At 68.6% G+C, this 25,884-nt stretch carries 18 protein-coding genes; 10 read left to right on the forward strand and 8 right to left on the reverse strand.

Annotated elements, in window-relative coordinates; all coding sequences use genetic code 11:
- The first annotated feature begins 20 nt into the window (after window positions 1-20).
- Window positions 21-1,136 (forward strand): glycosyltransferase, encoded by a 1,116-nt coding sequence (locus tag ACQP2E_RS30985; protein WP_433826478.1) that lies wholly within the window; start codon window positions 21-23, stop codon window positions 1,134-1,136.
- A gap of 8 nt (window positions 1,137-1,144) precedes the next feature.
- Window positions 1,145-2,617, forward strand: a complete 1,473-nt coding sequence (locus tag ACQP2E_RS30990) for a glycoside hydrolase family 130 protein (protein WP_433826479.1) — start codon at window positions 1,145-1,147, stop codon at window positions 2,615-2,617.
- Between the two features lie 7 nt (window positions 2,618-2,624).
- Here the strand turns inward: ACQP2E_RS30990 and ACQP2E_RS30995 are convergent, their stop codons facing one another.
- The gene (locus tag ACQP2E_RS30995) at window positions 2,625-3,452 is read right to left on the reverse strand and encodes a methyltransferase domain-containing protein (RefSeq protein WP_433826480.1); all 828 of its coding nucleotides are present in this window, start codon (window positions 3,450-3,452) and stop codon (window positions 2,625-2,627) included.
- A gap of 221 nt (window positions 3,453-3,673) precedes the next feature.
- Between ACQP2E_RS30995 and ACQP2E_RS31000 the strand changes: the two genes are divergently transcribed.
- Entirely contained in the window at window positions 3,674-4,693 is a 1,020-nt protein-coding gene (locus ACQP2E_RS31000; protein WP_433826481.1) for a Gfo/Idh/MocA family protein, read from the forward strand.
- A gap of 65 nt (window positions 4,694-4,758) precedes the next feature.
- Here the strand turns inward: ACQP2E_RS31000 and ACQP2E_RS31005 are convergent, their stop codons facing one another.
- The 5 genes from ACQP2E_RS31005 to ACQP2E_RS31025 all read right to left on the reverse strand — a co-directional run bounded on the left by ACQP2E_RS31005 (window position 4,759) and on the right by ACQP2E_RS31025 (window position 8,848).
- Window positions 4,759-5,841 (reverse strand): amidohydrolase family protein, encoded by a 1,083-nt coding sequence (locus ACQP2E_RS31005; protein ID WP_433826483.1) that lies wholly within the window; start codon window positions 5,839-5,841, stop codon window positions 4,759-4,761.
- Window positions 5,838-7,064 carry a kynureninase gene (kynU, locus tag ACQP2E_RS31010; protein WP_433826484.1) on the reverse strand — a complete coding sequence of 409 codons (1,227 nt, stop codon included), beginning with the start codon at window positions 7,062-7,064 and terminating at the stop codon, window positions 5,838-5,840. Before kynU ends, ACQP2E_RS31005 begins: the two co-directional genes overlap by 4 nt.
- Window positions 7,061-7,912: a tryptophan 2,3-dioxygenase gene (locus tag ACQP2E_RS31015; RefSeq protein ID WP_433826486.1), complete on the reverse strand. Its 852-nt coding sequence runs from the start codon at window positions 7,910-7,912 to the stop codon at window positions 7,061-7,063. The genes kynU and ACQP2E_RS31015 overlap by 4 nt, the downstream gene beginning before the upstream one ends.
- Window position 7,913: 1 nt before the next feature.
- Entirely contained in the window at window positions 7,914-8,213 is a 300-nt protein-coding gene (locus tag ACQP2E_RS31020; RefSeq protein WP_433826488.1) for a YchJ family protein, read from the reverse strand.
- A 137-nt stretch (window positions 8,214-8,350) separates the two neighbouring features.
- On the reverse strand, window positions 8,351-8,848 hold the full coding sequence (locus tag ACQP2E_RS31025) for a methyl-accepting chemotaxis protein (protein ID WP_433826489.1): 498 nt from the start codon (window positions 8,846-8,848) through the stop codon (window positions 8,351-8,353).
- Between the two features lie 192 nt (window positions 8,849-9,040).
- On the opposite strand from ACQP2E_RS31025, the gene ACQP2E_RS31030 reads away from it, so the two are divergent.
- The 6 genes from ACQP2E_RS31030 to ACQP2E_RS31055 all read left to right on the forward strand — a co-directional run bounded on the left by ACQP2E_RS31030 (window position 9,041) and on the right by ACQP2E_RS31055 (window position 18,642).
- Window positions 9,041-10,036, forward strand: a complete 996-nt coding sequence (locus ACQP2E_RS31030; protein ID WP_433826490.1) for a LacI family DNA-binding transcriptional regulator — start codon at window positions 9,041-9,043, stop codon at window positions 10,034-10,036.
- A 300-nt stretch (window positions 10,037-10,336) separates the two neighbouring features.
- Window positions 10,337-11,716, forward strand: a complete 1,380-nt coding sequence (locus ACQP2E_RS31035) for an ABC transporter substrate-binding protein (RefSeq protein ID WP_433826492.1) — start codon at window positions 10,337-10,339, stop codon at window positions 11,714-11,716.
- 58 nt (window positions 11,717-11,774) lie between these two features.
- A complete protein-coding gene (locus ACQP2E_RS31040) occupies window positions 11,775-12,710 on the forward strand; it encodes a carbohydrate ABC transporter permease (protein ID WP_433826493.1) in 936 nt (311 codons plus the stop codon).
- Between the two features lies 1 nt (window position 12,711).
- Window positions 12,712-13,587 carry a carbohydrate ABC transporter permease gene (locus ACQP2E_RS31045; protein WP_433826494.1) on the forward strand — a complete coding sequence of 292 codons (876 nt, stop codon included), beginning with the start codon at window positions 12,712-12,714 and terminating at the stop codon, window positions 13,585-13,587.
- A gap of 76 nt (window positions 13,588-13,663) precedes the next feature.
- Complete coding sequence (locus ACQP2E_RS31050) at window positions 13,664-15,223, forward strand: glycoside hydrolase family 13 protein (protein ID WP_433826495.1); 1,560 nt, start codon at window positions 13,664-13,666, stop codon at window positions 15,221-15,223.
- Between the two features lie 107 nt (window positions 15,224-15,330).
- Window positions 15,331-18,642 (forward strand): discoidin domain-containing protein, encoded by a 3,312-nt coding sequence (locus tag ACQP2E_RS31055; RefSeq protein ID WP_433826496.1) that lies wholly within the window; start codon window positions 15,331-15,333, stop codon window positions 18,640-18,642.
- Window positions 18,643-18,699: 57 nt separating this feature from the next.
- Here the strand turns inward: ACQP2E_RS31055 and ACQP2E_RS31060 are convergent, their stop codons facing one another.
- Together ACQP2E_RS31060 and ACQP2E_RS31065 are read right to left on the reverse strand one after the other, a co-directional pair.
- Window positions 18,700-20,880, reverse strand: coding sequence for a bifunctional SulP family inorganic anion transporter/carbonic anhydrase (locus tag ACQP2E_RS31060; protein WP_433826497.1), 2,181 nt, complete (start codon window positions 20,878-20,880; stop codon window positions 18,700-18,702).
- Window positions 20,881-21,992: 1,112 nt separating this feature from the next.
- A complete protein-coding gene (locus ACQP2E_RS31065; RefSeq protein ID WP_433826498.1) occupies window positions 21,993-23,063 on the reverse strand; it encodes an NAD-dependent epimerase/dehydratase family protein in 1,071 nt (356 codons plus the stop codon).
- 222 nt (window positions 23,064-23,285) lie between these two features.
- Here ACQP2E_RS31065 and ACQP2E_RS31070 point away from each other — a divergent pair, with 222 nt between their 5' ends.
- The gene (locus ACQP2E_RS31070) at window positions 23,286-25,877 is read left to right on the forward strand and encodes a glutamate--cysteine ligase (RefSeq protein ID WP_433826499.1); all 2,592 of its coding nucleotides are present in this window, start codon (window positions 23,286-23,288) and stop codon (window positions 25,875-25,877) included.
- The last annotated feature ends 7 nt before the right edge of the window (window positions 25,878-25,884 follow it).

Raw genomic sequence — 25,884 nt, forward strand, 5'->3', positions numbered from 1 at the left:
AATTCAGTGGAGTTGGCAGCATGAGCGTTCCGTTGAGGCTGATTCCGCCGCCGATTCAGCTTCGTGATGTTCCGGAGCCCCGCTGGGATCACGTGTTCCGGCTTTCCGACGACACCGGACTGTTCGAGCACGCCCGCAACGCGATCGTCCGGCGCGAGCACGGATACTGCGTCGACGACGTGTCCCGCGGCCTGCTCGCGATCGCGCGCGAACCCCGGCCCGGACCCGAGCTGGTCCGGCTCGGCGAGCGCTACCTGGCGTTCCTCACCCACGCGCAGGGCGCGGCCGGCGCTTTCCGCAACCGGATGAGCTACGACCGCCGCTGGCACGACGAACCGTCCCTGGGTGACTGGTGGGGCCGGGCGCTGTGGGGTCTCGGCACCGCCGCGGCGCGGGCCCGGACGCCGTGGCTGCGGCGGGAGGCGATGCAGGCGTTCCGGCAGAGCGTGCGCTGCCGGTCACCGTGGCCGAAGGCGATGGCGTTCGCCGGGCTCGGCGCCGCCGAGGTGCTGCGCGCCGACCCCCGTGACCGCGAGGCCGCCCAGCTGCTCGGCGACGCGGCCACCGTGATCGGGCTGCCCGGCTCCGACCCGCACTGGATCTGGCCGGAGCGCGAGCTGACGTACGCGAGCGCGTCGTACGCCGAGGTCGTCATCGCCGCCGGTGACCTGCTCGGTGACGAGAGCATGCTCACCGACGGGCTGCGGATGCTGGCCTGGCTCTGCGAGGTCCAGGAGCACCACGGTCACCTCTCCACCGTCCCGGTCTGCGGCTGGCGGGCCGGCAAGCACCGCAGCCGGATCGGCGACATCGGCTCGCTCGCGCCCGACCTGCTCGACCAGCAGCCGATCGAGGCGGCCGCCACCGCGGACGCCTGCGCCACCGCGGCCGCGGTCACCGGCGACGAGCGCTGGGATGCCCCGCTCTTTCAGTCCATCGCCTGGTTTCTGGGCGACAACGACACCGGAACAGTGATGTGGGACAGCGAGACTTCTGGTTGTTATGACGGATTGACGGTTAATGGTCCTAATCTGAATCAAGGAGCCGAATCCACCCTCGCGCTCGTCTCCACCCTGCAGCACGCCCGCAGGCTGGCGAGCCGGAGCGCGACCCGACCGTCAGGCGGCCTAGCGTGACCGCAACCGTGAATACGCAAGACATCACCCGTCACAACCTCAGCATGACGCCGGACGCCCGTCGCGTCGTGATCAAGCTGTTCGTCCCCGGCGAGGACGCGCACGCCACCCACAACCGCGCGGCTTGCATGATCGAGCGGATGCTGCAACTCGACGAGAGCGACATCAACGCGCTGCTGGACGACGTGCTGAACCGTTTCGCCGGGCGGCACCACGACGTCCTGTCGACGTTTCAGCACCACTACGAGGTCGTCCAGCACCGCGTGCCGTCCGAGATCGAGCTGTCGCCGGCCGCCCGGACGCTCATCGGGGCGTACTTCAGCCACGAGTTCTCAGTGGAGGCGGCAGCGCTCTGCAACCCGTCGATCGTCCCGCACCCCGACCAGAGCGATGTCGCGCCCGGCGAGTTGCGGGCGGCGCTGAGCCTGCGGCAGATCGGCGAAGGGCACATCTCGTCCATCGGCTTCTGCAGCCTGATCCTCGGACCGGGCGGCGCCATCCGCCTGGAGGACCGGGACGGCCCGCTCGGCATCGGCCAGCGTGTCGGCGCCAAGCACATGCGGCACCAGCTCTTCGCCGCTCTCGGCGACGAGGACATCGACACCGAGGCGTCGGCCTACATCCTCGGAGCTCTTCCCGAACGGTACGACGACCAGGTGTTCGAGGACATCCTCAGCCACCTGCCGCCGGAGATCCTGGCCCGGCCGAACACGCCGATGACGCTGGAACTGATCCGGCGGATCGTCATGGACGACTACGCGGTCACCTACCCGCCGACAATGCCGCTGCACCAGCGGGTCATGTGGCCGACCACCCCGAGCGAGAGCCGGGGCATGGAGGACGCACGGTTCGTCCAGGTGATCGACCCGGACGGGCGGCCGGCGTACCAGGCGACGTACACCGCCTACGACGGGTTCAACATCTCCGGGCGGGTCATCTACAGCCGGGACCTGCGGCACTTCGAGGTCACCACGCTGCACGGACCCGCGGCCCGGAACAAAGGCATGGCGCTGTTCCCGCGGTACATCAACGGGAAGAAGATGGCGCTCTGCCGCTCCGACGGCGAGACCCTCGGGCTGGCCGTCCGCGACGAGAAACACCGGTGGCAGCCGGCCGGGCCGCTGCTCGTCCCGCATCGGGGCTGGGACCTGATCCAGGTCGGCAACTGCGGCTCACCGATCGAGACCGAAGCCGGGTGGCTGGTGCTCACCCACGGCGTCGGCCCGATGCGCCGGTACGCCATCGGCGCCATGCTGCTCGACCTGCACGATCCATCGAAGGTGATCTCGGATCTCCCGCAGGGCCTGATCGACCCGGACGAACTCGAGCGGGAGGGGTACGTGCCGAACGTGCTCTACTCCTGCGGCGGTCTCGTGCACGACGGCCGGTTCTGGCTGCCGTACGCGTCGAGCGACGTGCGGATCGCGTTCGCCAGCATGCCGCTGGACCGGCTCCTGCACCGCATGCAGCCGATCAACTAGAAGTCAGTCATCCGGGAACCGTCCCCGCCACCACCCAGATGGTGAGGACGGCCAGGAAGGTGCCGCTCGCCCCGGCCGCGTCGACGCAGGCAAGCCACTCGTCGCGCAGGCCGGGCGGCGTCGCCCAGGTCTCCTCCGGCACCCGCGGGTTGACCATCGGCAGCACCACGGCAGCCGACTCCGGCGTGGTGAAGACACAGGTCACCGGCGTCGCGGTGATGGTGCTCAGGCCGTTCGCCACGAGGCGGCGCCGCAGCGTACGCCCCATGTCGTGCTGTTTCGGGGTGAAGTGACCGCGGACGTGGGCCATCACCACCTCACCGAGGCCGGCCGGCATCCCGTCAAAACCGAGCGACGACCAGTCGGTGTCGACCAGGCAGATGCGCCCGCCCGGCCGGGTCACCCGGATCAGCTCGCCGATCGAAGCGTCGGCGCTGTCCACGTGCTGCAGGACGCGCTCGCACCAGACCCCGTCGACGCTGTCCGAGGGCAGGTCCATGGCGCCGACGTCGCCGGTCACGTACCGCACGTTGCTGCCGTCGTGCCGGGCGATCGCGGCGGCCGTGATCGACGCCGAGTGGTCCAGGGCGATCACCTCGCCGGTCGGCGACACCTCGGCGGCGAGCCGGCGGGCCACGTCACCACTGCCGGAACCCGCGTCCAGCAGCCGCTGCCCCGGACGTGGGCGCAGCATGTCGAACGCGACACGGCGAACCCGCCGGATCTCGGTATGCCGCCCCATCTCAGTGAGGGCGTCGAGCACCATCGCGGACATCGAGGCCGGCAAGCCGTCGATGTCGGCGAACGGGGTCCGTTCCTTCTGTGCGGGTTCCATGGGTCCGATTGAACATCGGCGAGGGCCCGATCGGCTGTCCCCGTCATCCATCTGACAGGGGCCGCACCTGCCCTTTCGCTAGATCGCACGTCCTTGTGTGCGTAATCCGCACGACGAACTGCCTCGACTTGCGATACACCCTGAGTGATGGGGCGTGCATCACACGTAACGGCGGAGATCGTGTGCAACAAGGTGGCAACGGATGTGAAAAACTTCCGGACATGATCGAGCGGGTTAAGTTCGGGCTGGTCGGCTACGGCACCGGTGGACGCGTCTTCCACGCGCCCCTGATCGCCTCTGCTCCGAACATCGAGTTCGTCGGCGTGGTCACCACCTCCGCGGAGCGCCGGGCCCAGGTCGCGGAGCAGTTGCCGGGTGTCGTGGCGTACGACTCCATCGCCGCTCTGGCCGCCGCCGGCGTCCAGGCCGTGGCGATCTCCACTCCGGCGTCCACCCATGCCGAGCTGGCCGCCGAGGCCATCGCGGCGGGCCTGGCCGTGGTCGTCGACAAGCCTTTCGCCCTGGACGCGGCGGCCGCCCGCAAGGTGGTGACGTCCGCCGAGGAGGCGGGCGTGCTGCTCACCGTCTATCAGAACCGGCGTTACGACTCCGATTTCCTGACCATCCGCAAGCTGATCGAGGACGGCCGCCTCGGCGACATCCGCCGCTTCGAGTCGCGGATGGAGCGCTGGGCGCCGGACCGCGAGCCCCCGGCGGCCGGCGGTGGCACGCTGCTCGACTTCGGCTCCCACCTCGTCGACCAGGCACTCCAGCTGCACGGCCCGGCCACCCGGGTCTACGCGGAGATGCGCGGCGAGCCGCTCGACGACGACTGGTTCGTGGCGCTGCACCACGCGAGCGGCGTCGAGTCGCACCTGTGGGGCAGCTGGCGTCAGGCCGGCCCGGGTCCTCGTTTCCGGGTCACCGGCACGGCCGGCACGTTCATCTCACCGGACCTGGATTACCAGGAGACGCTGCTCAAGGCGGGCAAGACCCCGGCGAAGCTGGGCGACCGCTGGGGTGTCGAGCCCGAGCACCGCTGGGGTCACCTCTTCCGCGGCGCGACCGGCGCACCGGTCGAGAGCTGCCGGGGACGCTGGGACACCTTCTACCCCGCGGTGGCCGACGCTGTCCTGGGCACCGGCGCGCTGCCGGTCGACCCGTGGGACTCGGTCCGCGCCATGGAGGTCCTCGACGCCGCCCGCCAGAGCGCCACAACAGGCGCCGCGGTGACCCTCTAACCCCTCCAGCGTGTTGAGTTCGGGTGCGCTCCGCACCCCAACTCCACACGCAACGAGTGGCGTCCTCAGTGCGAGCGGACGCTTTCGTCGACGACGCGGGCTGTTGCCAGGCAGTCGGCGAAGCCGTCCGGGTCCCATTCCAGGCCGCCCGCTACCCAGGCCACCTCGGAGCTATCACTTTCGGTCATGGCCGCCAGGATCGCGCTCGGGTCCAGGCCTGCGCCCCGCAACGACTCGACCTCGCGTGTGTTGATGCCGGCCGGCAGTGGGCCGTTGCCCAGGTCGGTGCCGTACCGGACGCTTCCCCCGTACGAAAGGAAGCGCCGCAGGTTGTCGACGGCGATCTCCCTCGCCGGGTCCGGATCTCCCCAGCCGTGGATGTCGAGCGTGCTGATCCATCGCATGCGCGAGGCGCAGGCGCGGGTGAGCGCCTCGTCGAGCCGCTCTGTCCAGGGCGTATGCGCCAAGATGTCGGCTCCGGCGGCCAGCGCGGCGGCGACCGTTCCGGCGCCCTCGGCGTGCATGACGACCTCGAGTCCGGACGCGTGCGCGGCGCTGACCAGCGCCCGCAGCGTGTCCTGCGGCAGCATCGGACCGCCCACGTGCGCGGTCACCTTGATCAGCGTGGCGCCGGACGACCGGGCCTCGGCGACGGCCACACCGGCGTCAGCAGGCGAGTTGATCTCACGCCAGCTGCCGGCAGGCGCCCACGGGCGATCGCTCGGATAACCGCCAGGAGCGATCAAAAACGGTCCGGCATAGCGGATGCGTGGCAGCTTCGCGCCCGGCTGCCGGGCGCGTTCGGCAAGATCTTCAACCGCCGACGGTACGCCGCCGAGGTCCCAGACCGCCCCGATCCCACCGGCCCGGACCGCACCGAGATCGACGAGCGCCGAGTGCACGTGCGCGTCGACGAGGCCGGGCAGCAGCGTCCCGGGGAAACGCCGGGTCCCGGCGACCGGGGCGAGCGCGGCCGGAACCGGCTTGATCACGCCATCGTCGCCGACGCGCAGCGCGACGCCCTTGCGGAGCCGCCCACCCCACCAGACCGAGTCCGCGATCAGCCACTTGGTCGGTGCGGCGCAGCCGCCCCGCAGCGCCGAGACCCCGCAACCGTCACCGGAAAGCCCACAGCAGGCAGCGCTCATCGCTGCTTCTCCAGCAGGTCGCGCAGCACCGCCAAGCCCTGGTGAACTTCGGTGAAGCTGGTGCTCAACGGCGCCGGCCCGATGCGCAGCCCGTCCGGGCGCCGGTAATCCGGGATGACCCCGCTGTCCCAGAGCGGCTCCAGCAGCGCCTCGAACCCGGCCCGCCGCAGGGTCACGTGCCCACCACGCCGTTCCTGATCACGCGGGCTGACGACCTCGACCCCGAACGGCGCCAGCCACTGATCCGCCAGGTCCAGCACGTAATCGGTCAGCAGCAGCGACTTGGACCGGACCTTCTCGATGCCGGCCTCGGCCAGCATGTCGAGGTTGGCGTGCAGTGGCACCATCGCGAGGATCGCCGGTGTGCCGCTGAGCAGCGCGCGGATGCCCGGCGCGGGCTCGTGGCCGTGTCCCATCTCGAACGACGCCCGGTGGCCCATCCAGCCCTGGATCGGCTGGCGCAGCGAGTCCTGCAGCTCCCGGCGCAGGTACGCGAAGGCAGGCGCGCCCGGCCCGCCGTTGAGGTACTTGTACGTGCATCCGACGGCGAGGTCGACACCCCACTCGTCGAGCGAGATCGGCACCGAACCGGCCGAGTGGCACAGGTCCCACATGGTCAGCGCACCGGCGGCGTGGGCGATCCGGTTGATTTCCGAAATGTCGGCAAGCCAGCCCGACCGGTAGGCGACGTGGCTGAACAGCACGAGCGCAGTCCGCTCATCGACGACCGAAGAGACCTGGTCAGGGTGCACACCGGAAACCGGGTCAGTGGAGATCCACACCAGTTCGAGGTTCCGCTCGGCGGCGATGCCCTCCAGGACATAGCGGTCGGTCGGGAAGTTGTCGGTGTCGAGCACCACCCGGTTGCGGCCCGGACGGGCGTCGACGGCGGCCCGCGCCAGCTTGTAGATCAGCACCGTGGTGGAGTCGCCGATCACGGTCTGCCCGGGCGCCGCACCGAGGGCGACGGCGCCGAGCCGGTCGCCGAGGGTGATCGGCCAGTCCAGCCAGCCGTCGGTCCAGCCACGGATCAGCCGGCCACCCCACTGCTCGCGGATGAACGACTCCATCAACTCGGCCGTGGCGGAAAGGGGCCGGCCCAGCGAGTTGCCGTCCAGGTAGGAGAGCAGGTCGGACCCGGGCGCGGTGAGGAACCTGTCCCGGAACGACGCGAGCGGATCGGCAGCGTCCAGAGCAGTGGCACGGCCCAGCAAGTCGCTCAACGGGGGACTCCTATCTCGGTACGGACGGCGTAAAGCTCCGGGAAGAATGTCAAATCGAGAGCCGCCTTCAGGAACGAGACCCCGGTCGAGCCGCCGGTGCCCCGTTTGAAGCCGATCGTCCGTTCCACCGTCTTGAGGTGCCGGAACCGCCAGAGCTGGAAGTTCTCCTCCAGGTCGACGAGTTCCTCGCAGGCCTCGTACACGTCCCAGTTCTGATCCGCGTTCTCGTAGATCGCTTGAAAGACCGGAAGAAGTGAAGCCTGGTAATCCCAGGGTTCGGTGACGTCCCGCTGAAGAACGTCGACCGGCACGTCATGGCCGCGCCGCGCCAGGAAGTGCAGGAACTCGTCATAGACCGACGGAGTCGCCAGGGCGTCCTCAAGCAGCGCGCGGGCGGCCGGCTGATCGTCGAAGATGCTCAGCATCCGGCGGTCCTTGTTGCCGAGCAGGAACTCGATCGCCCGGTACTGGTACGACTGGAAACCCGACGAGGTGCCGAGGAAGCTGCGGAACTCCGCGTACTCGGTCGGGGTGAGCGTGGCCAGCACGGACCACTGCTCGGTCAGGGTCCGCTGGATGTGCTTGACCCGGGCCAGGCCCTTGAGCGCCGGGCGCAGCTCGTCCTTCGCCAGGTACTGCTGCACCGCGCGCAGCTCGTGGATGACCAGTTTCAGCCAGAGCTCGGACGTCTGGTGCTGCAGGATGAAGAGCAGCTCGTCGTGATGCGCCGGCTGGCTCACCGGATGCTGCGCCTCAAGGATCTCGTCCAGGTGCAGGTACTCGCCGTACGAGAGGTTGACCTTGAAGTCGCGGACGATCCCGTCCTCGATCGGCCGCTGAGCCGGCATCTCATTCTCCTTCGAGCGGTAGTGGCCCCCAGTAGACCCACTGTCCCTCGTATCGCACGAACCGGCTCAGTTCTTCCATCACGCCGGGCTTGCCGCCTTCGCGGTAGTGCGCGCGGAATCGGACGGTTCCCTCGGCGTCGAACATCCCGCCGCCGGTGGTGCCGAGCACCTCCAGGCGTACCCACGTGAGGCCCGGCTCGTCGGCGAGGTCGGCCTCGTGCTCGGGCCGCGTCTCCGGATGCCAGGTGCGGTGGACGTAGTCGGTGCGTCCCAGCGCATACGCGCTGAAACGCGAGCGCATGAGAGCTTCCGGACTCGCCGCCGGCTTCCCGTCGTGCAAGGCCTGACAACAGCTTCGGTACGCCGGAGAGCCGCACGAACAGGTCGAGGAGGACACACGCCGTTTCGCCATGGCGGGATTGTTGCAAACCAGCCCAGTCAGCCGGCCTGCTGCTCCACGACGATGCCGCTGATCACCTTCTGGCAGCGGTCCAGCTCCTCGATGAGCCCCTGCATCTCCTCGATGGCGGAGACGGCGTTCTGGGTGTCCGAGCGGATCCCGCCGACCTGCGTACCGATGTCGTTCGTGGCCGTGGCGGTCTCGTTCGCCAGGTCCTTGACCTCGCTCGCCACCACGGCGAACCCGCGGCCCGCGTCACCGGCCCGCGCCGCCTCGATGGTCGCGTTGAGCGCCAGCAGGTTGGTCTGTTTGGCGATCGTGGCGATGAGCTGCACGACCTTGCCGATCTCGGTGCTGCTCGCTTCGAGCCGCTGGATCACCTGGACCGCGGTCTCGGCCGCCCGCACCGCCGCCTGGGTCGCGGTGGCCATGTCGTTGCTGACGTTGGCGAGCCGGGACACGGAGTCGCGCTGCCGTCCCTGCGCGCCCGCCGACCAGTCGTCCTGGATGGCTTCGTCCTGCTGCCAGTCGGACATGTGGTGGCGGCCCCTTTCTCACGGTTGTCGTAAACATCCCATCTCCACCGTTGTTTGCGAGGCGTTTTCCCTGAACAAGGCTGGCGCGGCCCCGACGGGGACGCACGAGGATTGCAAGCACTACCAAAATGGCCTCTCTCGAAGCGCTTCGCACGGTTCAGTTTTTGCAAGAAACTGACGTAGGATTCCGACGTGACCAAACGTCTTGCCGAGGTGGCAAAAAAAGCCGGGGTCAGTGAGGCGACCGTCAGCCGAGTCCTCAACGGGCGCAGCGGCGTCTCCGAGGCCACCCGCACGTCGGTTCTCACCGCCCTCGATGTGCTGGGCTACGAGCGGCCCACCAAACTCCGCGGCGAGCGCGCCCGCCTCGTCGGCCTGGTCCTGCCCGAGCTGCAGAACCCGATCTTCCCGGCCCTGGCCGAGGTGGTCACCGGCTCACTGGCGCAGCGCGGCTTCACCCCGGCCCTCTGCGCCCGCACGATCGGCGGCGTCCCCGAGTCGGATTACGTCGAGATGCTGCTCGACCACCAGGTCTCCGGCGTGATATTCGCCGGCGGGTCCTACGCGCTGACCGACGCCTCGCACGAGCACTATCGCCGGCTCACCGATCGCGGCCTTCCGGTCGTGCTGGTCAACGCGGGCGTCGACGAGCTGGGCTTCCCCCGGGTCTCCACCGACGACGCGGTCGCGGTCGAGCAGGCATGGGGTCACCTGCGCTCGCTGGGCCACGAGCGGATCGGCATGGTCCTCGGCCCGGAGGGGCACGTCCCGTCCGGCCGCAAGCTCGCCGCGATGATCCAGGTCGCCGGCGACAACCCGACGTTCGTCGAGCGCTCCAGCTTCTCCATGGAGGGCGCCCGGGTCGCCGCCACGAAACTGGTGGAGCGCGGCGTCACCGGCATCATCTGCGCCAGCGACGTGCTCGCCCTGGGTGCGATCCGGGCCGCCCGCCGGCTGGGCAAGGCCGTGCCGGCCGACGTCTCGGTTGTCGGTTTCGACGACTCCGCGTTCATGACCTGCACCGATCCGCCGCTCACCACGGTGCGCCAGCCGATCGAGACGATGGGCCAGGCCGCTGTGGACATCCTGGTCAGCCAGATCGAGGAGGCCCGGGTCCTCAGCGACGAGCTGCTCTTCGAGCCGGAGCTGGTGGTGCGCGGCTCCACCGGGCCGGCACCCGCCCACTAGAAAAATTCGGCAAGGCCGTCGACTGCTTCCAGCGGTCGGCGGCCTTTTTGCATGCGCAAAACCGGCCATGAAACACGGCCGAAACACATCGCATCGCCCAAAACGACCTCTTGTCAGAATCTGCCGATACAAAGTCGATTCTTTGCAAAGCACGATCGAAACCTTGCCGACATAAGTCCGTCTCGTTACAGTGACTCCACTCACTCCCCCACGGAGCGCAAGCCACCAGAAGCTCTCCGTGGGACCCACTGATTTCAAGCGATGACCGTGGATAACACCCGTTCCCGAAGGGATGGACAGATGTCCGTACCGAAAAACCGGAAGGTCGCAGCGCTGGCGCTCGTGGCCGGCCTGGGGCTCAGCCTTACGGCGTGCTCCACGAAGAGCGACGACGGCGGACAGGAGGCCGGCGGCAAGGTCACCATCACGGTCGACTGCCAGCCTGTCGGCGCGCAGAAGGAGCTCCTGGCGAACTGGAACGAGGACGTCGCGGCGTTCCAGCAGGAGAACCCCGACATCATCATCAAGAGCGTGAGCGTCGGCGAGCAGTGCAACAACCCGCCGGACTTCACGGCCCGCCTCGCCGGCGGCACCATGACCGACGTCTTCTACGGGTACATGACCGACCTGGCGCAGGTGCTGGACTCCGGTCAGGCGATGGACATCACCGAGTTCGCCACCAAGGAGAACATCCCGACCTGGGACAGCGTCGACCCCGCGCTCAAGGAGGTCTTCACCGACGGCGGCAAGCTCTACGCCGTGCCGGTGAAGAACTACTCGATGGGCCTGGTCTACAACAAGGTTCTGTTCCAGAAGGCGGGCCTCGACGCCGCCAACCCGCCGAAGACCTGGACCGAGGTCCGCGACGCGGCCAAGAAGATCTCCGCGCTGGGTGACGGCATCGCCGGGTACTCGGAGTACAGCGCCGGCAACACCGGCGGCTGGCACTTCACCTCGCTGCTCTACTCGCAGGGCGGCACCGTCCTGTCCGAGGACGGCAAGAAGGCCGCCTTCAACACCGCCGAGGGCAAGCAGGTCCTGCAGAACCTCAAGGACATGCGGTACGGCGACAACAGCATGGGCAGCCGTCAGCTGCTGCAGTGGGGCGACCTGCTGACCAACGCGGGCGCCGGCAAGGTCGGCATGTTCGTCGGCGCGCCGGACGCCACCCAGGCGATCGTCAGCCAGTTCCAGGGCAAGTTCGAGGACTGGGCGATGGCTCCGCTGCCCGGCCAGGCCGGCGCGGCCAAGGGCACCCTCGGCGGCGGCGAGGGCTACTTCTTCAAGAAGGGCCTCACTCCGGAGCAGGTCAAGGCCGGCCTGAAGTGGGTCGCGTACCAGAAGCTCACCCCGGGCAAGGGCCAGTTCGACTACGCGCGGGCCAAGCCGCAGAACTACCCGGTGGGCCTGCCCCAGCCGCTGCTCTTCGCGAACGGCACCGAGGCGCAGAAGCAGGAGTTCGACCTGCGTAAGGCGAACGCCAACGTGGACACCGCGAACTTCGCGCTCTTCGAGGCCACCCCGGTCGCGATCAAGGGTGAGCCGCGCAACGCGCAGGCGATCTACGCGGTGCTCGACTCGGCGATGTCCGGAGTCCTGACCGACAAGAACGCGAACATCGACGCGCTGCTCAAGACCGCTGAGGAGAAGGTCAACCGGCTGCTGGCCGCTGGTAGCTGACCCGGATAGGTGCGGGGGCCCCGGTGCCCCCGCACCTGTAGTGAACTAGGAGTTTCCCTTGGCGATCCTGACCGCCCCCGCGCCGCCCCGGACAGCGGCAGCACCCGCGCCCTCGTCGAAAAGCCGCCGCAAGATCCGGGACAACCTCACCGGTCACGCGTTCCTGATCGGGGCGGTCCTCTGTTTCGCCCTCTTCATGTGGTACCCGATGATCCGCGGCGTCGTGATGAGCTTCCAGCGCACCCGGCGCGGCGAAACCACCTGGGTGGGCTGGGACAACTACGTCCGGATCGTGGCCGACCCGAGCTTCTGGACCGCCTGGCAGAACACCTTCTACTTCACGGTCCTGGCGCTCGTCCTCGGTTACGTGATCCCGTTCCTGGTGGCGATCCTGCTCAACGAGTTCCGGCACGCCAAGGGTTACCTGCGGGTCCTGGTCTACCTGCCGGTGATGCTGCCGCCGGCCTCGGCCCTGTTCCTCTTCAAGTTCTATGCGTACGACCCGAGCGAGGCGGGACTGTTCAACGCGATCCTCGCCGGGCTGGGCCTGCCCACCTCGGAGTGGATGCAGTCACCGACGATGACGATCCCGGCCATGGTCATCGCGTCCACCTGGATGAACATGGGCAGCGCCGTCCTGATCTATCTGGCCTCGCTGCAGAACATCCCGGGCGAGCTCTACGAGGCGGCCGAGCTGGACGGCGCCGGCCTGGTGAAGCGGATCTGGCACGTGACGATCCCGCAGACCAAGCTGATCCTGGCGCTGCTGGCGATGCTCCAGATCGTCGCCACCATGCAGCTCTTCATCGAGCCGTTGATCCTGGCGAACGGCGCGGGCACCCAGGACTCGGCCACCTCGGTCGCGTACCTCATCTACCAGCACGGCTTCTTCCAGAACGACCTCAACGGCGCGGCCGCCCTCGGCGTGATCATGCTCGTGGTCCTGGCCGCCTTCTCCGCCGTGTACGTCCGGCTGAGCACGAAGGAGAACTGAGATGTCGTCCCGGACCCTCGTCTCGCAGGCTCAGCTTCAGCGTGGCCGCGGCAAGGTCGTGTACTGGATCCTGCTGTCGGTCGTCGTCCTCGGCTTCACCCTGGTCTTCCTCGGGCCGCTGTACTGGATGGTCACCGGCGCGCTGAAGAGCGGCCAGGAGATCGCGCAGACCCCGCCGACGCTGTGGCCGCAGGACCCGCAGACGCAGAACTACGTCGACGCCTGGACCAACCTGGCCCTCGGCAAGCTGCTCTTCAACACCTTTTACTACGCGGCCGGCGCGGTGGTGTTCCAGCTGGTTTTCGACACGGCGGCGGCGTACTCGCTGTCGAAGCTGCGGCCGGTTCTCGGCAACGTGATCCTCGGTCTCATGCTGGCGACGCTGATGATCCCGGCGATGGTGCTGATCGTCCCGCAGTACGTCACAGTGATCGACCTGCCGATCCTGCACATCAACCTGCTCGACTCGCCGTTCTCGATCTGGCTGCCGCTGGTCGCGAACGCGTTCAACATCTTCCTGCTCAAGCGGTTCTTCGACTCGATACCGGAGGACCTGATGGCGGCGGCGATGATGGACGGCGCGTCACCGCTGCGCACGCTCTGGTCGATCATCCTGCCGATGTCACGGCCGATCCTCGGCGTGGTCGCGATCTTCTCGGTGACGGCGGTCTGGAAGGACTTCCTCTGGCCGAAGCTGGTCATGCCGTCCCCGGAGACCCGTACGGTCAGTGTCGGTATCTACGCGTTTGCCGGCGGTACGCCGCAGAACGTGGTGATCGCGGCGTCGGTGATCGCGGCCATCCCGACGGTGATCATCTTCTTGATCTTCCAGCGCAACATCATGTCCGGCCTCACCTCGGGCAGCCTTAAAGGTTAAATCCGGATTTATCGGGGTGGACGATGTGGTCCGCCAGGTTCAGCACGCCCAAAAACGTCGCAGAAAGCAGGTGCTCGTGTCCTCTTGGTGGAAGAGCGCGGTGATCTACCAGGTGTACCCCCGAAGCTTCGCCGACTCGAACGGCGATGGTGTCGGCGACATCGGTGGCATCCGTGCCCGTCTGGGGCACCTGCGCGACCTCGGGGTCGACGCCATCTGGATGAGCCCCTGGTACCCGTCGCCGATGGCGGATGCCGGATACGACGTCGCCGACTTCCGCGACATCGACCCGGTCTTCGGCAGCCTCGCCGAGGCGGAGGCGCTCGTCGCCGAAGCGCACGCGGCCGGCATCAAGCTCATCGTCGACATCGTCCCGAACCACATCTCCAGCGCGCACCCGTGGTTCCAGGCCGCCCTGGCCTCGCCGGACGCACCGGAGCGAGACTACTTCTGGTTCCGTCCCGGTAAAGACGGAAAAATGCCTACTAAATGGACCGGGGAGTTCGGCGGCACCACCTGGACCCAGGCACCCGACGGTGATTGGTACCTGCATCTGTTCACCCCGGAGCAGCCCGACCTCAACTGGGAGCACCCGGACGTCCGGAAAGAGTTCGAGAGCATCCTGCGGTTCTGGTTCGACAGGGGTGTCGACGGCATCCGGATCGACTCGGCGGCGCTGCTCTTCAAGGACACGACGTTTCCCGAGGTGACCGACGGCGCCCCGCACCCGTTCCACGACCTGGACGCCGTGCATGACGTGTACCGCTCGTGGCGGCGGGTGGCCGACGAATATCCCGACCGGGCGCTGATCGGCGAGGTCTGGATGCCCGAGGTGGACCGTTTCACCAATTACCTGCGCCCGGACGAGCTGCACGCCGCGTTCAACTTCGACTTCCTCGGCTGTGCCTGGGATCCGGCGCTCATGCGGGCGTGCGTCGACCGTACCCTCGAAGCCCATGCGACGGTGGGCGCGCCGCCCACCTGGGTTCTCTCGAATCACGACGTCACCCGGCACGTGACCCGGTACGGCCGTGCCGACACCACGTTCAGCTTCGACAACAACCTCGACGGCACGCCGGTGGACCTCACGCTGGGCACCCGCCGGGCCCGGGCCGCCGCGCTGCTGTCCCTCTCACTGCCCGGCTCCGCCTACGTCTACCAGGGCGAAGAGCTCGGTCTCTGGGAGAACGAGAACATTCCGGAAGATCAAATTCAGGACCCGATGTACGCGCGACGCGGCCACACCCGGGACGGCTGCCGGGTTCCCCTGCCGTGGTCCGGCGACGAGCCGCCCTACACCTTCACCGAGGGTGACCCGTGGCTTCCGCAGCCCGCCGAGTGGAAGGACCGGACCGTCCAGGCGCAGACCGGCGACCCCAGCTCGATGCTGGAGCTGTACCGCGCGGCGATCACCCTGCGCCGGGCCGAGCCGGGGCTGCACGCGCCCGCGATGACCTGGCTCGACGGCGACCCGGACGTGCTCGCGTACACCCGCGGGCCGGACTTCGCCTGCGTGCTGAACCTGTCCGGCGGCCCGATCCCGCTGCCGGCCGGAACCACTCCGCTGCTGCTCAGCGGTCCTCTCGACGACGGTGGTCTCCTCCCCGTGGACACCGCCGCCTGGCTGCGGCTTTAAGACAGCCGCAGCCCTTTCGAGAACAGTCGTCCGGGCGTCACGGGTCCACCGCCGGTGACGCCCGGCGTGCACCACCCCCGTCCCCGTTCAGAGAGGCGCTCCCCAAGATGTCTCGACTACGACGAAGGATCATCGCCGCGACGGCCGCGGCCACTTTTGTCGCCGCGCTCGTCCACGCGCCGGCAGCATCGGCGGCCGGACCCAACCTGGCCGCCGGAAAGACGTTCACCGCCAGCAGCACCTCGGACGTCTACGGCGCCGGCAACGCCGGTGACAGCAACGCGAACACGTACTGGGAGAGCGCGAACAACGCCTTCCCGCAGTGGCTCCAGGTCGACCTCGGCGCCGCCACCGACGTCAACCAGGCCATCCTGAAACTGCCGCCGGCAACCGCGTGGGCCACCCGCACGCAGACGCTGACCGTGCAGGGCAGCACCAACGGCTCATCGTTCAGCACGCTCAAGGCCAGCGCGGGTTACGTCTTCAGCCCGGCTTCGGCAAACACCGTGACGATCGACTTCAGCACGGCGAACGTCCGCTACGTCCGGCTGACGATCACCGGCAACACCGGCTGGCCGGCCGGTCAGATCTCCGAGCTGGAGGTCTACGGCCCGACCGGCGGCAACCCCGACCCGGATCCGGACCCCACGACCCCGCCGCCGACCGGCACGAACCTCGCGGCCAAGAAGCCGATCGAGGCGTCGTCGACGGTGCACACGTTCGTCGCCACCAACGCGAACGACGAGGACACCAACACCTACTGGGAGGGTGGCGCGTACCCGGCCACGCTCACCACGAAGCTTGGCGCCAACGCGGCTCTGACCTCGGTCGTCGTCAAGCTCAACCCGAGCAGCGCGTGGGGCACCCGGACCCAGAGCTTCGCGATCCTGGGACGGGAGCAGTCGGCTACCTCTTTCACGACCGTGAAGGCCGGTGCGGCGTACACATTCAATCCCGCGAGTGGCAACACGGTGACCATTCCGGTCAGCGCGACCGTCTCTGACCTGCGTCTTTCCTTCACCGCGAACAGCGGTGCGCCGAGCGGTCAGGTCGCCGAGGTGCAGGCCTACGGCTCCTGGGCGCCCAACCCGGATCTCACGATCACCTCGACCGGCTTCACTCCCGCCGCGCCGGTGGAAACCGACGCGATCACCGCGTCAGCCACGGTGCGTAACGCGGGCTCCGCCGCGTCCGCGGCCACAAACGTCAACTTCTACGTCGGTACGCCCAGAGCGGGCACCGTAGCGGTTCCAGCTCTCGCGGCCGGTGCTTCGACGACCGTCTCGGTGAACATCGGCGCCCGTGACGCGGGCAGTTACCAGCTGTCCGCGAAGGTCGACGAGGCGAACACGGTCCTTGAGACCAACGAGGCGAACAACAGCTGGACCCACCCGTCGGCACTGGTCGTCACCCCGGTGAGCAGCTCCGACCTGGTCACCTCGGCGGTCAGCTGGTCCCCGGGCACCCCGGCGGCCGGCAACACCGTCACGTTCTCGGTGACCCTTCGCAACCAGGGCTCGGCCGCCTCGGCCGGTGGCGCGCACAACATCACGCTGACCGTGCTGAACGGCTCGACGGTGGTCCGGACGCTGACCGGTTCCTGGACCGGCACGCTCGCCGCCGGCGCTTCCTCCCCCGCGATCAACCTGGGCACCTGGACCGCGGCAAACGGCCGCTACACGGTCCGCACGGTAATCGCGAACGACGGCAACGAACTGCCGGTCAAGCAGGCGAACAACACCAGTGAGAAGCCGTTCTTCGTGGGTCGCGGCGCCAACATGCCGTTCGACTTCTACGAGGCCGAGGACGGGCAGACCGGTGGCGGCGCGGCGGTCGTCGGACCCAACCGTACCGTTGGTGATCTTGCTGGTGAGGCTTCCGGCCGCAAGGCCGTGACGCTCAACGCGACCGGCGCCTACGTGCAGTGGACCACCCGGGCCGCGACGAACACGGTGGTCGCGCGCTTCTCGATCCCGGATGGATCTTCCAGTTCGGTGAACGTCTATGTGAACGGCTCGCTCAACAAGACGCTGCCGCTGACCTCGCGGTTCGCGTGGCTGTACGGCAACGAGGCGGCGCCGCAGAACTCCGGCACCGGGCCGCGGCACATCTACGACGAGGCGAACATCATGCTGACCGGTTCGTTCCCGGCCGGCAGCACGATCAAGCTGCAGAAGGACGCCGCGAACTCGGGCAACATCGCGATCGACTTCATCAACACCGAGCAGGTCGCGGCCCTGCCGAACCCGGATGCGGCTCGCTATGTCGTGCCGGCCGGTTTCGATCAGCAGTCGGTGCAGAACGCGCTGGACTCCGCTCGCCAGGACACCTCGAAGCTCGGTGTGTACCTGCCGGCCGGTGACTACTCCACCTCGAACAAGTTCCAGGTCTACGGCCGGTCGATCAAGGTGGTCGGCGCCGGGCCGTGGTTCACCCGGTTCCGTACCCCGGACAGCCAGACCGAGACGGACGCCGGCTTCCGGGCCGACGCCACCGCCAACGGGTCGACGTTCGCGAACTTCGCGTTCTTCGGCAACTACACGATCCGCATCGACGGCCCCGGCAAGGTGTTCGACTTCGCCAACGTCGCCGACGTCACGATCGACAACATCTGGGCCGAGCACGTGGTCTGTCTCTACTGGGGCGCCAACACGGACCGCATGAAGATCACCAACTCGCGGATCCGGAACACGTTCGCCGACGGTGTGAACATGACCAACGGCAGCACCGACAACCTGGTCGACAACAACGAGGCCCGGGCCACCGGCGACGACAGCTTCGCGCTGTTCTCGGCGATCGACGCGGGCGGCGCGGACGAGATCAACAACGTCTTCTCCAACCTCACGTCGATCCTGACCTGGCGCGCCGCCGGCCTCGCGGTCTACGGCGGTTACGCCAACACGTTCAAGAACATCTACATCGCGGACACCCTGGTCTACTCGGGCATCACGATCAGCTCGCTCGACTTCGGGTACCCGATGAACGGGTTCGGCGCTTCCCCGCCGACCAGCTTCGACAACATCTCGATCGTGCGGGCGGGCGGCCACTTCTGGGGCGCTCAGGTCTTCCCGGCGATCTGGGTGTTCAGCGCGTCGAAGGTGTTCCAGGGCATCCGGGTCAGCAACGTCGACATCGTCGACCCGACGTACTCCGGGATCATGTTCCAGACCAACTACGTCGGTGGTCAGCCGCAGAACATCATCAAGGACACCATCTTCACCAACGTCACGATCACCGGGGCGCAGAAGAGCGGCGATCAGTACGACGCCAAGTCCGGTTACGGCATCTGGGCCAACCCGCTGCCGGAGGCCGGGCAGGGTCCCGCGGTCGGCTCGGTGACCTTCAACAACCTGCAGATGAGCAACAACTTCCGCGACATCGAGAACCCGACAAGCACGTTCACGATCACCCGGAACTAGTTTTCCCGTGAAGGGGGCCCGCGCCGATCCCGGCGCGGGCCCTTTGGGTCGTGACAGCTACGCGGCGGCGCCGGTGAGGCGGTCGTCCTCACTGTTCTCGGGACTGCCGCTCTGCGTGCTGGGCGGGCGGACGGCCATCGGGCGGGCGCCCAGATCCGGGTCCACTTCGTACATCCGGGCCTCGGCCAGGTCGAAGAAGAGACCGGTGAGCCGGAGACGGCCGGCCGCCTCGGCAGCCCGGACCGTCGGGTACGTCCGCAGGTTCGCCAGCTGCTGCATCACGTTGTCGGTGCAGCACTGTTCCTCGTCGCTGGAGTCGGTGAACCGTACCCCTGAAAGAGCGAGCCAATCGCCCAGGGCCGAGCCTTTCCCGGCGGCGTCGCTCATCAGAGCGCGCACCGCGCCGCAGCCGGAGTGACCGCAGACGGTGATCGTGGAGACGCCCAGGACGTCCACCGCGTACTCGATCGCCGCACCGGCCGAGGAGTCGGCTGTGCCGTGCGGCGGCACGATGTTGCCGACGTTGCGCACGCAGAACAGATCACCCGGACCGCTCGCGGTGATCAGGTTCGGCACCAGGCGCGAGTCGGCGCAGGTGATGAAGAGCTGCTCCGGGCTCTGACCGTCCCGGGCCAGGTCGGCCAGGTGCGGCCGGACCATCGGGGCGACCGAACGCTCGAACTCGGCGATGCCGGCCGCCATGGCGTCCCGGCGCTGGTGATCCATGCCCTGCCAGCGCGACCAGGAACCGACCAGCCGGGGCGTACGTTTACCGCCGCCCAGCCGCCCGGACGTCGCCTGCGAGAACCAGGAGTCGTGCACCTCCCGGATCCGGACATGGCCGCCGGAGCGCTCGTAGGCCTCCTGCCAGTCCCGGATCGTCTCGAAGGCGCCGTGGTCCAGGTAGTCCAGGTGCAGCTCGACGTCGACCTTCGCGGCGTTCGGCAGCGCACCCAGCTCACGGATGAGCCGCGCCGACTCGACGAACGCCAGGGTTCCGGTGATCGTGACGAGCCACTCGCCATCGGCCTGCTGCACCCGGCGGATCTCGCAACGGGTGAGCCGCCACAGGATCAGCACGGCCGCGGTGATCATGCCGAGCGCGACACCGGTCAGCAGGTCGGTGAAGACCACCCCGAGCGCGGTGACCATGTACGTCGGCAGCTCCCGGTGCCGGGCATAGGTCTTGATCTGCGCCAGGCTGACCAGCCGCAGACCCACCACGATCAGCACGGCCGCAAGCACCGCCATCGGGATGGTCTCCAGCAGACCGGCGAAGAGCAGCACGAACGCTGCGATCCAGAGCCCGTGCATGATCGACGAGGCCCGGGTACGCGCACCCGCCGCCACATTCGTCGACGACCGCACGATCACCCCGGTCACCGGCAGGCCACCGAGCAGGCCGGAGATCGTGTTCGCGGCACCCTGACCGACGAGTTCCCGGTTCAGGCTGGCCCGCGGACCGTCATGCATCCGGTCCACCGCCACCGCCGACAGCAGCGACTCCACGCTCGCGACCAGCGCGATCGTGATGGCGGCGATCGCGATCTCACGCAGCGGGGCGTCAGGCCAGGCCGGCTGGATCAGGTTGGACAGCGGTTCGTCCGGCAGGTTGACCCGCTCCACGTCGGCGCCGATCGCGACGGCCAGCGCCGTCATCGACACCACCGCCACCAGGGCAGCCGGGAGCAGGGAGATTTTCACGACGCGCGGCCAGATGATCAGAATCGCCACGGTCAGCCCGCCGAGCAGCGCGGCGACCCCGTGATGGGTGGCGATCTGCGCGGGAAGGTCCCGCAGGTTCTGCCAGGCGGAGCTCTGTGGCGCGCCACCGAGCAGCACGTGGATTTGGCTCACCGCGATGACCAGGCCGATACCGGCCAGCATGCCGTGCACGACGGCGGGTGAGAGGGCGAGGGCGGCGCGGCCCATCCGGGACACGCCGAGCAGGATCTGGATGAGCCCGGCGACCGCGACGATCGCGGCCGTGCCGGCGAATCCGAACTCCGCCACGGCCCCGGCCACAATCACGGTGAGACCGGCAGCCGGGCCGCTCACCTGCAATGGAGCGCCACCTAGGGCGCCCGCGACGATGCCGCCGACAACCGCGGCGACCAACCCCGCCAACAGCGGGGCCCCGGATGCCGCTGCGATACCCAGCGACAACGGAATGGCGATCAGGAACACGACGATGGACGCCGGCAAGTCCCGGCGCAACAACTGCGTCAAGTCGGACATTTCAGCAAAATACCTAATAATGGTTAACGGGTCATTACGCAACCGGCCCTTACTTGCAAAACACAGCAAACTGCCGCCTGGCACTCAGGGACATCCCAGCAACTTGTGGATCACCGCCCCACCAGGGCCCCCGCAGATCACTCGGCCAATCAGGCAAGGATTTGAAGATCCTCCGGCGAGGATGCATCAAGGCTGAAGATCCTCCTCTGGCGTAGCCCAGTGACCACAAACCCCACAAAACGCCCCAACGCCCGCTCAAGCCCTCCAAGGCCCACCAACGCCCCGCTTCCCCACCCCCGCCCCGTTCCCACCAGCCGAGACCCAAGGCACCTCACCACCCACCACCCACGGCCCGCCGCCCGCACGCCCACGGCCCGTCACCCGCACGCCCACGGCCTGCCGCCCGCACGCCCACGGCCCGTCGCCCGCACGCCCACGGCCCGTCGCCCGCACGCCCACGGCCTGCCGCCCGCACGCCCACGGCCCGTCGCTCGCACGCCCGCCGCCCGTTGGCCGTCGCCCGCCGGCACGCCGCCGGCACGCGCAAGCCGCCAAGCGCCAAGCCGCACTTCGCGGGTGAGCCGTAGCCGAAAGAGGTCATCGGCCTAGATGACCTACATAAGCGACGGCTCGCCCCGCGCTGAACCAAGCAGCACGGACGGCGGGCAGCACGGACGGCGGGCAGCACGGACGACGGGCAGCACGGACGACGGGCAGCACGGACGACGGGCAGCGCGGACGGCGGGCAGCGTGGATGGGGCAGCGCGGACGGCGAGCATTTGGCGTAGCTGGACCGGACGTGTGGCCGGGAGGGCTGGCCGAGCCGAGATGCGGGCACACGCACGGAGGCGGCAGCGGTGATGAGGAATCACCGAGTGCCTAGGTGAGCTCCTGTCTCGGCCCTGGCGTAGATGAAATCGCACCGTGCGGCTGCGTGCGACCTCATCCACGCCAACCGCGCGTTACGTGCGACGCGGGACGCTTCTGCCCGCATGGCAACCACAAGCTCACAAGATCGCCGGACGCAGGGGAAGCAGGGCGCGCGGACAGGCCAGGGCGCGCGGACAGGCCAGGGCGCAGAGGGTGGTGCGGCGCGCCGGGGAAAAGCAGGGTCAGGGCTTCCAGAGTTCTTTGTTGGACTCGTACATGTCCTGGAGGATCATCGGGACGTCGTACTTGACGCTCCAGTCCGGGTAGTGCTCCTCGAAGCGGGCCGTGCTGCTGATCCACCACTGGTGGTCGCCGACGCGGTTCTCCGGGACGTACTCGGTCTGTGCCTCGACACCGGCGATCGACGAGGCGATCTGGAACGCCTCCAGGACGCTGCAGTTCGAGGTGCGGCCGCCGCCCATGTTGTAGACCTCGGCGACGCGCGGCGCGGAGTGGAACGCCTCGAACGCCGACACCAGGTCGCTGGAGTGGATGGCGTCGCGGACCTGCTTGCCCTTGTAGCCGAAGATCCGGTACAGGCGCTGCTCCATCACGCAGCGCATCACGTACGCGAGGAAGCCGTGCAGTTCGGCAGCGGAGTGACCCGGTCCAGTGAGCGTGCCACCCCGGAAGACCGCGGTGGGCATGTCGAAGTACCGGCCGTACTCCTGGACCATCACGTCGGCGGCGACCTTCGACGCGCCGAAGACGGAGTGCAGGCACTGGTCGATCGACATGGTCTCGTCGATGCCGTCGTACCACTTGTGGTCGGCCGGGAGTTCCCAGCGGGTGTCCTGCTCGATCAGCGGCAGCGAGTTCGGCAGGTCGCCGTAGACCTTGTTGGTCGAGGTGAAGATGAACGGGGCGTCCTTGGCGTGCCGCCGAGTCGCCTCGAGCATGTTGATCGTGCCGACCGCGTTGACGTCGAAGTCGGTGAACGGCTCGCGGGCGGCCCAGTCGTGGCTCGGCTGCGCGGCGGCGTGGATGACCAGGCCGATGTTCTTGCCGAGGCCGGCAAAGAGCTTGTCGAGTCCCTCGCGGTCCCGGATGTCGATGCCGTGGTGGGTGTACCGGTCGCCGATCTCCTTGGTCAGCCGCTCCAGGTTTCCCTTGGTGGAGCCGTCGGCGCCGAAGAAGTATCCGCGCATGTCGTTGTCGAGGCCGACCACGTCCATGCCGAGGCCGGCGAAGTGCCGGACCGCCTCGGACCCGATCAGGCCGGCCGATCCGGTGATTACGACGACGCTGCTCATCAGGACCTCCGTGAGACGCACAAACCAGCCACCGGCCGAGGTTACACATCTCCGGCACGCGCCGGACCGGCCGGTCGGCACCTACCCCAGGACGAGACGTTCCTCATGCACGCAGTAATGCTTGGCGAGCGCGCGAAACGGGCACGTCACAGATTCGCTACATCAAATGGGAAAGCTCCGGCGGATACGAACCCTTTGCCGGAACTCATTCGGAGGCGGTCGATGACGGATTCTCTTCAGGCAGCCAGTCCTGCGGACGCCATGCCAGAAGGACGCAAGACTGACCTGACGCTCGGGGTGGAGGAAGAGCTCCACGTCGTCGATCTGGGTACGCGCGAACTCGTACCCCAGGCCCCTGAGATCTTGGACCGGTTGGACGCCGCGCACTTCTCCGCTGAGCTGCACCGCTCCGTGGTGGAGACGAACACGCCGGTGAGCGACACGCTGGACGGTCTGCGGACCGGCATCACCGAGCGCCGCCGGTCGGCGATCGCGGTGGCCGAGTCGCTGGGCCTGGGCCTGGTCGCGGCCGGCACGGTTCCGCTGGTCGACCTGGACCGGCTGCCGGTGACGCCGACCAGCCGATATCACCGGATGCTGCACGAATATCAGATGCTCGTCCGTGAGCAGCTGATCTGCGGCACCCAGGTGCACGTCGGTGTAGCCGACCGGGACGAGGCGGTCGCGGTGACCCAGCGGGTGTCGCCGGTGCTGCCGGTGCTGCTCGCGCTCTCCGCCAGCTCGCCGTACTGGATGGGTGAGGACTCCGGGTACGCCAGCGTCCGTTCCCTGGTCTGGATGCGCTGGCCGACGGCCGGCGACAGCGGACCGCTGGACTCGGCGGCCGAGCACGAGGAGCTGGTCAGCGACCTGATCGCCTCCGGGACGATCAGCGACCCGAAGATGGTCTACTTCGACGTCCGGCCGTCGGCGCACGTGCCGACCGTGGAACTGCGGGTGACCGACGCGAGCCCGGACACCGAGACGGTCGTGCTGATCGCCGGCCTGTTCCGGGGTCTGGTGCTGCGGGCGCTGCAGGACCACCGGGCCGGTGAGCCGATGCCGTCGGCCCGGCCGCCGCTGCACCGGGCGGCGATGTGGCGGGCGGCCAGGTCCGGGCTGGAGGGTGATCTCCTGGACCTGCCGCGCTCCCCCGTTCCGGTTCCGGCCGCGGTGGCGGTCGAGCGGCTGATCGGTGAGCTGCGCCCGCAGCTGGAGGAGCTCGGTGACTGGGAACAGGTCTTCGACCTGTCGCTGCGTGCGCTGAGCCGGGGCAGTTCGGCGGCCCGGCAACGCCGCGCGCTGGCCCGGCGCGGCCGGCTCGCCGACGTGGTGGACCTGCTCGTCGCGGACACCCGTGGCGGCGTGGTCGGGACCGGCCCGGCCGGCACCCCGGCGCCGGACCGTCTCGAGACGTACGGCGAGAGCGGCGACGAGGCCTTCCCGGACGGCCGGGTGGCACAGGGTTACGCGGGCATCCTGCCGGTTCTGACCGCACTGGGCGCGACCGGGCTGCGGCAGCGCGAGGACAAGCGGGACGACGAGCAGCGGGCACGCGGGATCACGTTCAGCGTGGCCGGCGAGGCCGCGACCCGGCTGTTCCCGTTCGACCTGGTACCGCGGATCGTCCCGTCGGCCGACTGGGGTCACCTGCGGACCGGGCTCACCCAGCGGGTGCAGGCGCTCGACGCGTTCCTCAACGACGTCTACGGCGAACGCCAGATCGTGCGGGACGGCGCCGTACCGGAGTGGGTGGTGAACGGTTCGCCGGAGCTGCGGGCCAGCGGCGCCCTGATCCGGCGGCGGGCGGTGCGGTGCCAGGTGGCCGGTGTCGACCTGGTGCTGGACTCGGTCACGAACGAGTGGTGTGTGCTGGAGGACAACCTGCGGGTGCCGTCCGGTATCGCGTACGCCATGCAGAACCGGCGTCTGACCTGGAGTGTTCTGCCGGAGCTGCCGCGACCGGCGAACCTGCTCTCGGTCGAGGACACGCCCAAGCTGCTCAAGCGGGTGCTGATGGAGGCGGCCGGACCGGCCGCGCAGGACGAGCCGGCGATCGTGGTGCTGAGCCAGGGCCCGGACGACTCGGCCTGGTTCGAGCACAAGATGCTCGCCGAGGCGATGGGTGTCCCGGTCTGCCGCAGCACCGAGATCTTCGTCGACGAGGGCCGGGTGTGGCGGCTGCGCGACGGCCACCGTCATCCGGTCGACGTGATCTATCTGCGGATGGGCGAGGACAGCCTGGTGCACTCGCCGGGTGCGGACGGGATGCCGCTGGGACCGAGCCTGGTCTCCGCGTTGCACGCGGACACCATCGTGCTGGCGAACGCTCTCGGCAACGGGATCGCCGACGACAAGGCCGTGTACGCGTACGTGCCCAAGATGATCGAGTACTACCTGGGTGAGAAGCCGATCCTGGCCGACGTGCCGACGTACCTGTGCGGCATCCCGGACCAGCGGGTCGAGGTGCTGTCCCGGCTGGACGAGCTGGTCTGCAAGCCGGTCGACGGTTACGGCGGCGACCGGATCGTGATCGGCCCGCACGCCAGCGCCGACGAGCTGGACGCGCTGCGCCGGCAGATCCAGACGGCCCCGCACCGCTGGGTGGCCCAGGAGCTGGTGCACCTCTCCACCCACCCGGTCTTCGACGGTCACCGGCTCGCGCCGCGTCACGTGGACCTGCGCGCGTTCGTCTTCACCGGCAAGCACTCGACGGTGGCCCCGGCGGCACTGACCAGGGTCGCCCCGGCCGGCAGCATGATCGTCAATTCATCGCGGGGCGGCGGCTCCAAGGACACCTGGTTGCTCGGATAAACCCACC

This window comes from Actinoplanes sp. CA-015351 (assembly GCF_050955685.1).
Lineage (GTDB): Bacteria > Actinomycetota > Actinomycetes > Mycobacteriales > Micromonosporaceae > Actinoplanes.

Excerpts from the sequence above, each read along its gene's own strand:
- ACQP2E_RS31045 (WP_433826494.1), top strand. The coding sequence starts at position 12,712 with ATGTCGTCCCGGACCCTCGTCTCGCAGGCTCAGCTTCAGCGTGGCCGC.
- ACQP2E_RS30985 (WP_433826478.1), top strand. The coding sequence starts at position 21 with ATGAGCGTTCCGTTGAGGCTGATTCCGCCGCCGATTCAGCTTCGTGAT.
- ACQP2E_RS31000 (WP_433826481.1), top strand. The coding sequence starts at position 3,674 with ATGATCGAGCGGGTTAAGTTCGGGCTGGTCGGCTACGGCACCGGTGGA.
- ACQP2E_RS31020 (WP_433826488.1), bottom strand. The coding sequence starts at position 8,213 with ATGCGCTCGCGTTTCAGCGCGTATGCGCTGGGACGCACCGACTACGTC.
- ACQP2E_RS31065 (WP_433826498.1), bottom strand. The coding sequence starts at position 23,063 with ATGAGCAGCGTCGTCGTAATCACCGGATCGGCCGGCCTGATCGGGTCC.
- ACQP2E_RS31060 (WP_433826497.1), bottom strand. The coding sequence starts at position 20,880 with ATGTCCGACTTGACGCAGTTGTTGCGCCGGGACTTGCCGGCGTCCATC.
- ACQP2E_RS31055 (WP_433826496.1), top strand. The coding sequence starts at position 15,331 with ATGTCTCGACTACGACGAAGGATCATCGCCGCGACGGCCGCGGCCACT.
- ACQP2E_RS31070 (WP_433826499.1), top strand. The coding sequence starts at position 23,286 with ATGACGGATTCTCTTCAGGCAGCCAGTCCTGCGGACGCCATGCCAGAA.
- ACQP2E_RS31015 (WP_433826486.1), bottom strand. The coding sequence starts at position 7,912 with ATGCCGGCTCAGCGGCCGATCGAGGACGGGATCGTCCGCGACTTCAAG.
- ACQP2E_RS31005 (WP_433826483.1), bottom strand. The coding sequence starts at position 5,841 with ATGAGCGCTGCCTGCTGTGGGCTTTCCGGTGACGGTTGCGGGGTCTCG.
- ACQP2E_RS30995 (WP_433826480.1), bottom strand. The coding sequence starts at position 3,452 with ATGGAACCCGCACAGAAGGAACGGACCCCGTTCGCCGACATCGACGGC.
- ACQP2E_RS31035 (WP_433826492.1), top strand. The coding sequence starts at position 10,337 with ATGTCCGTACCGAAAAACCGGAAGGTCGCAGCGCTGGCGCTCGTGGCC.
- ACQP2E_RS31025 (WP_433826489.1), bottom strand. The coding sequence starts at position 8,848 with ATGTCCGACTGGCAGCAGGACGAAGCCATCCAGGACGACTGGTCGGCG.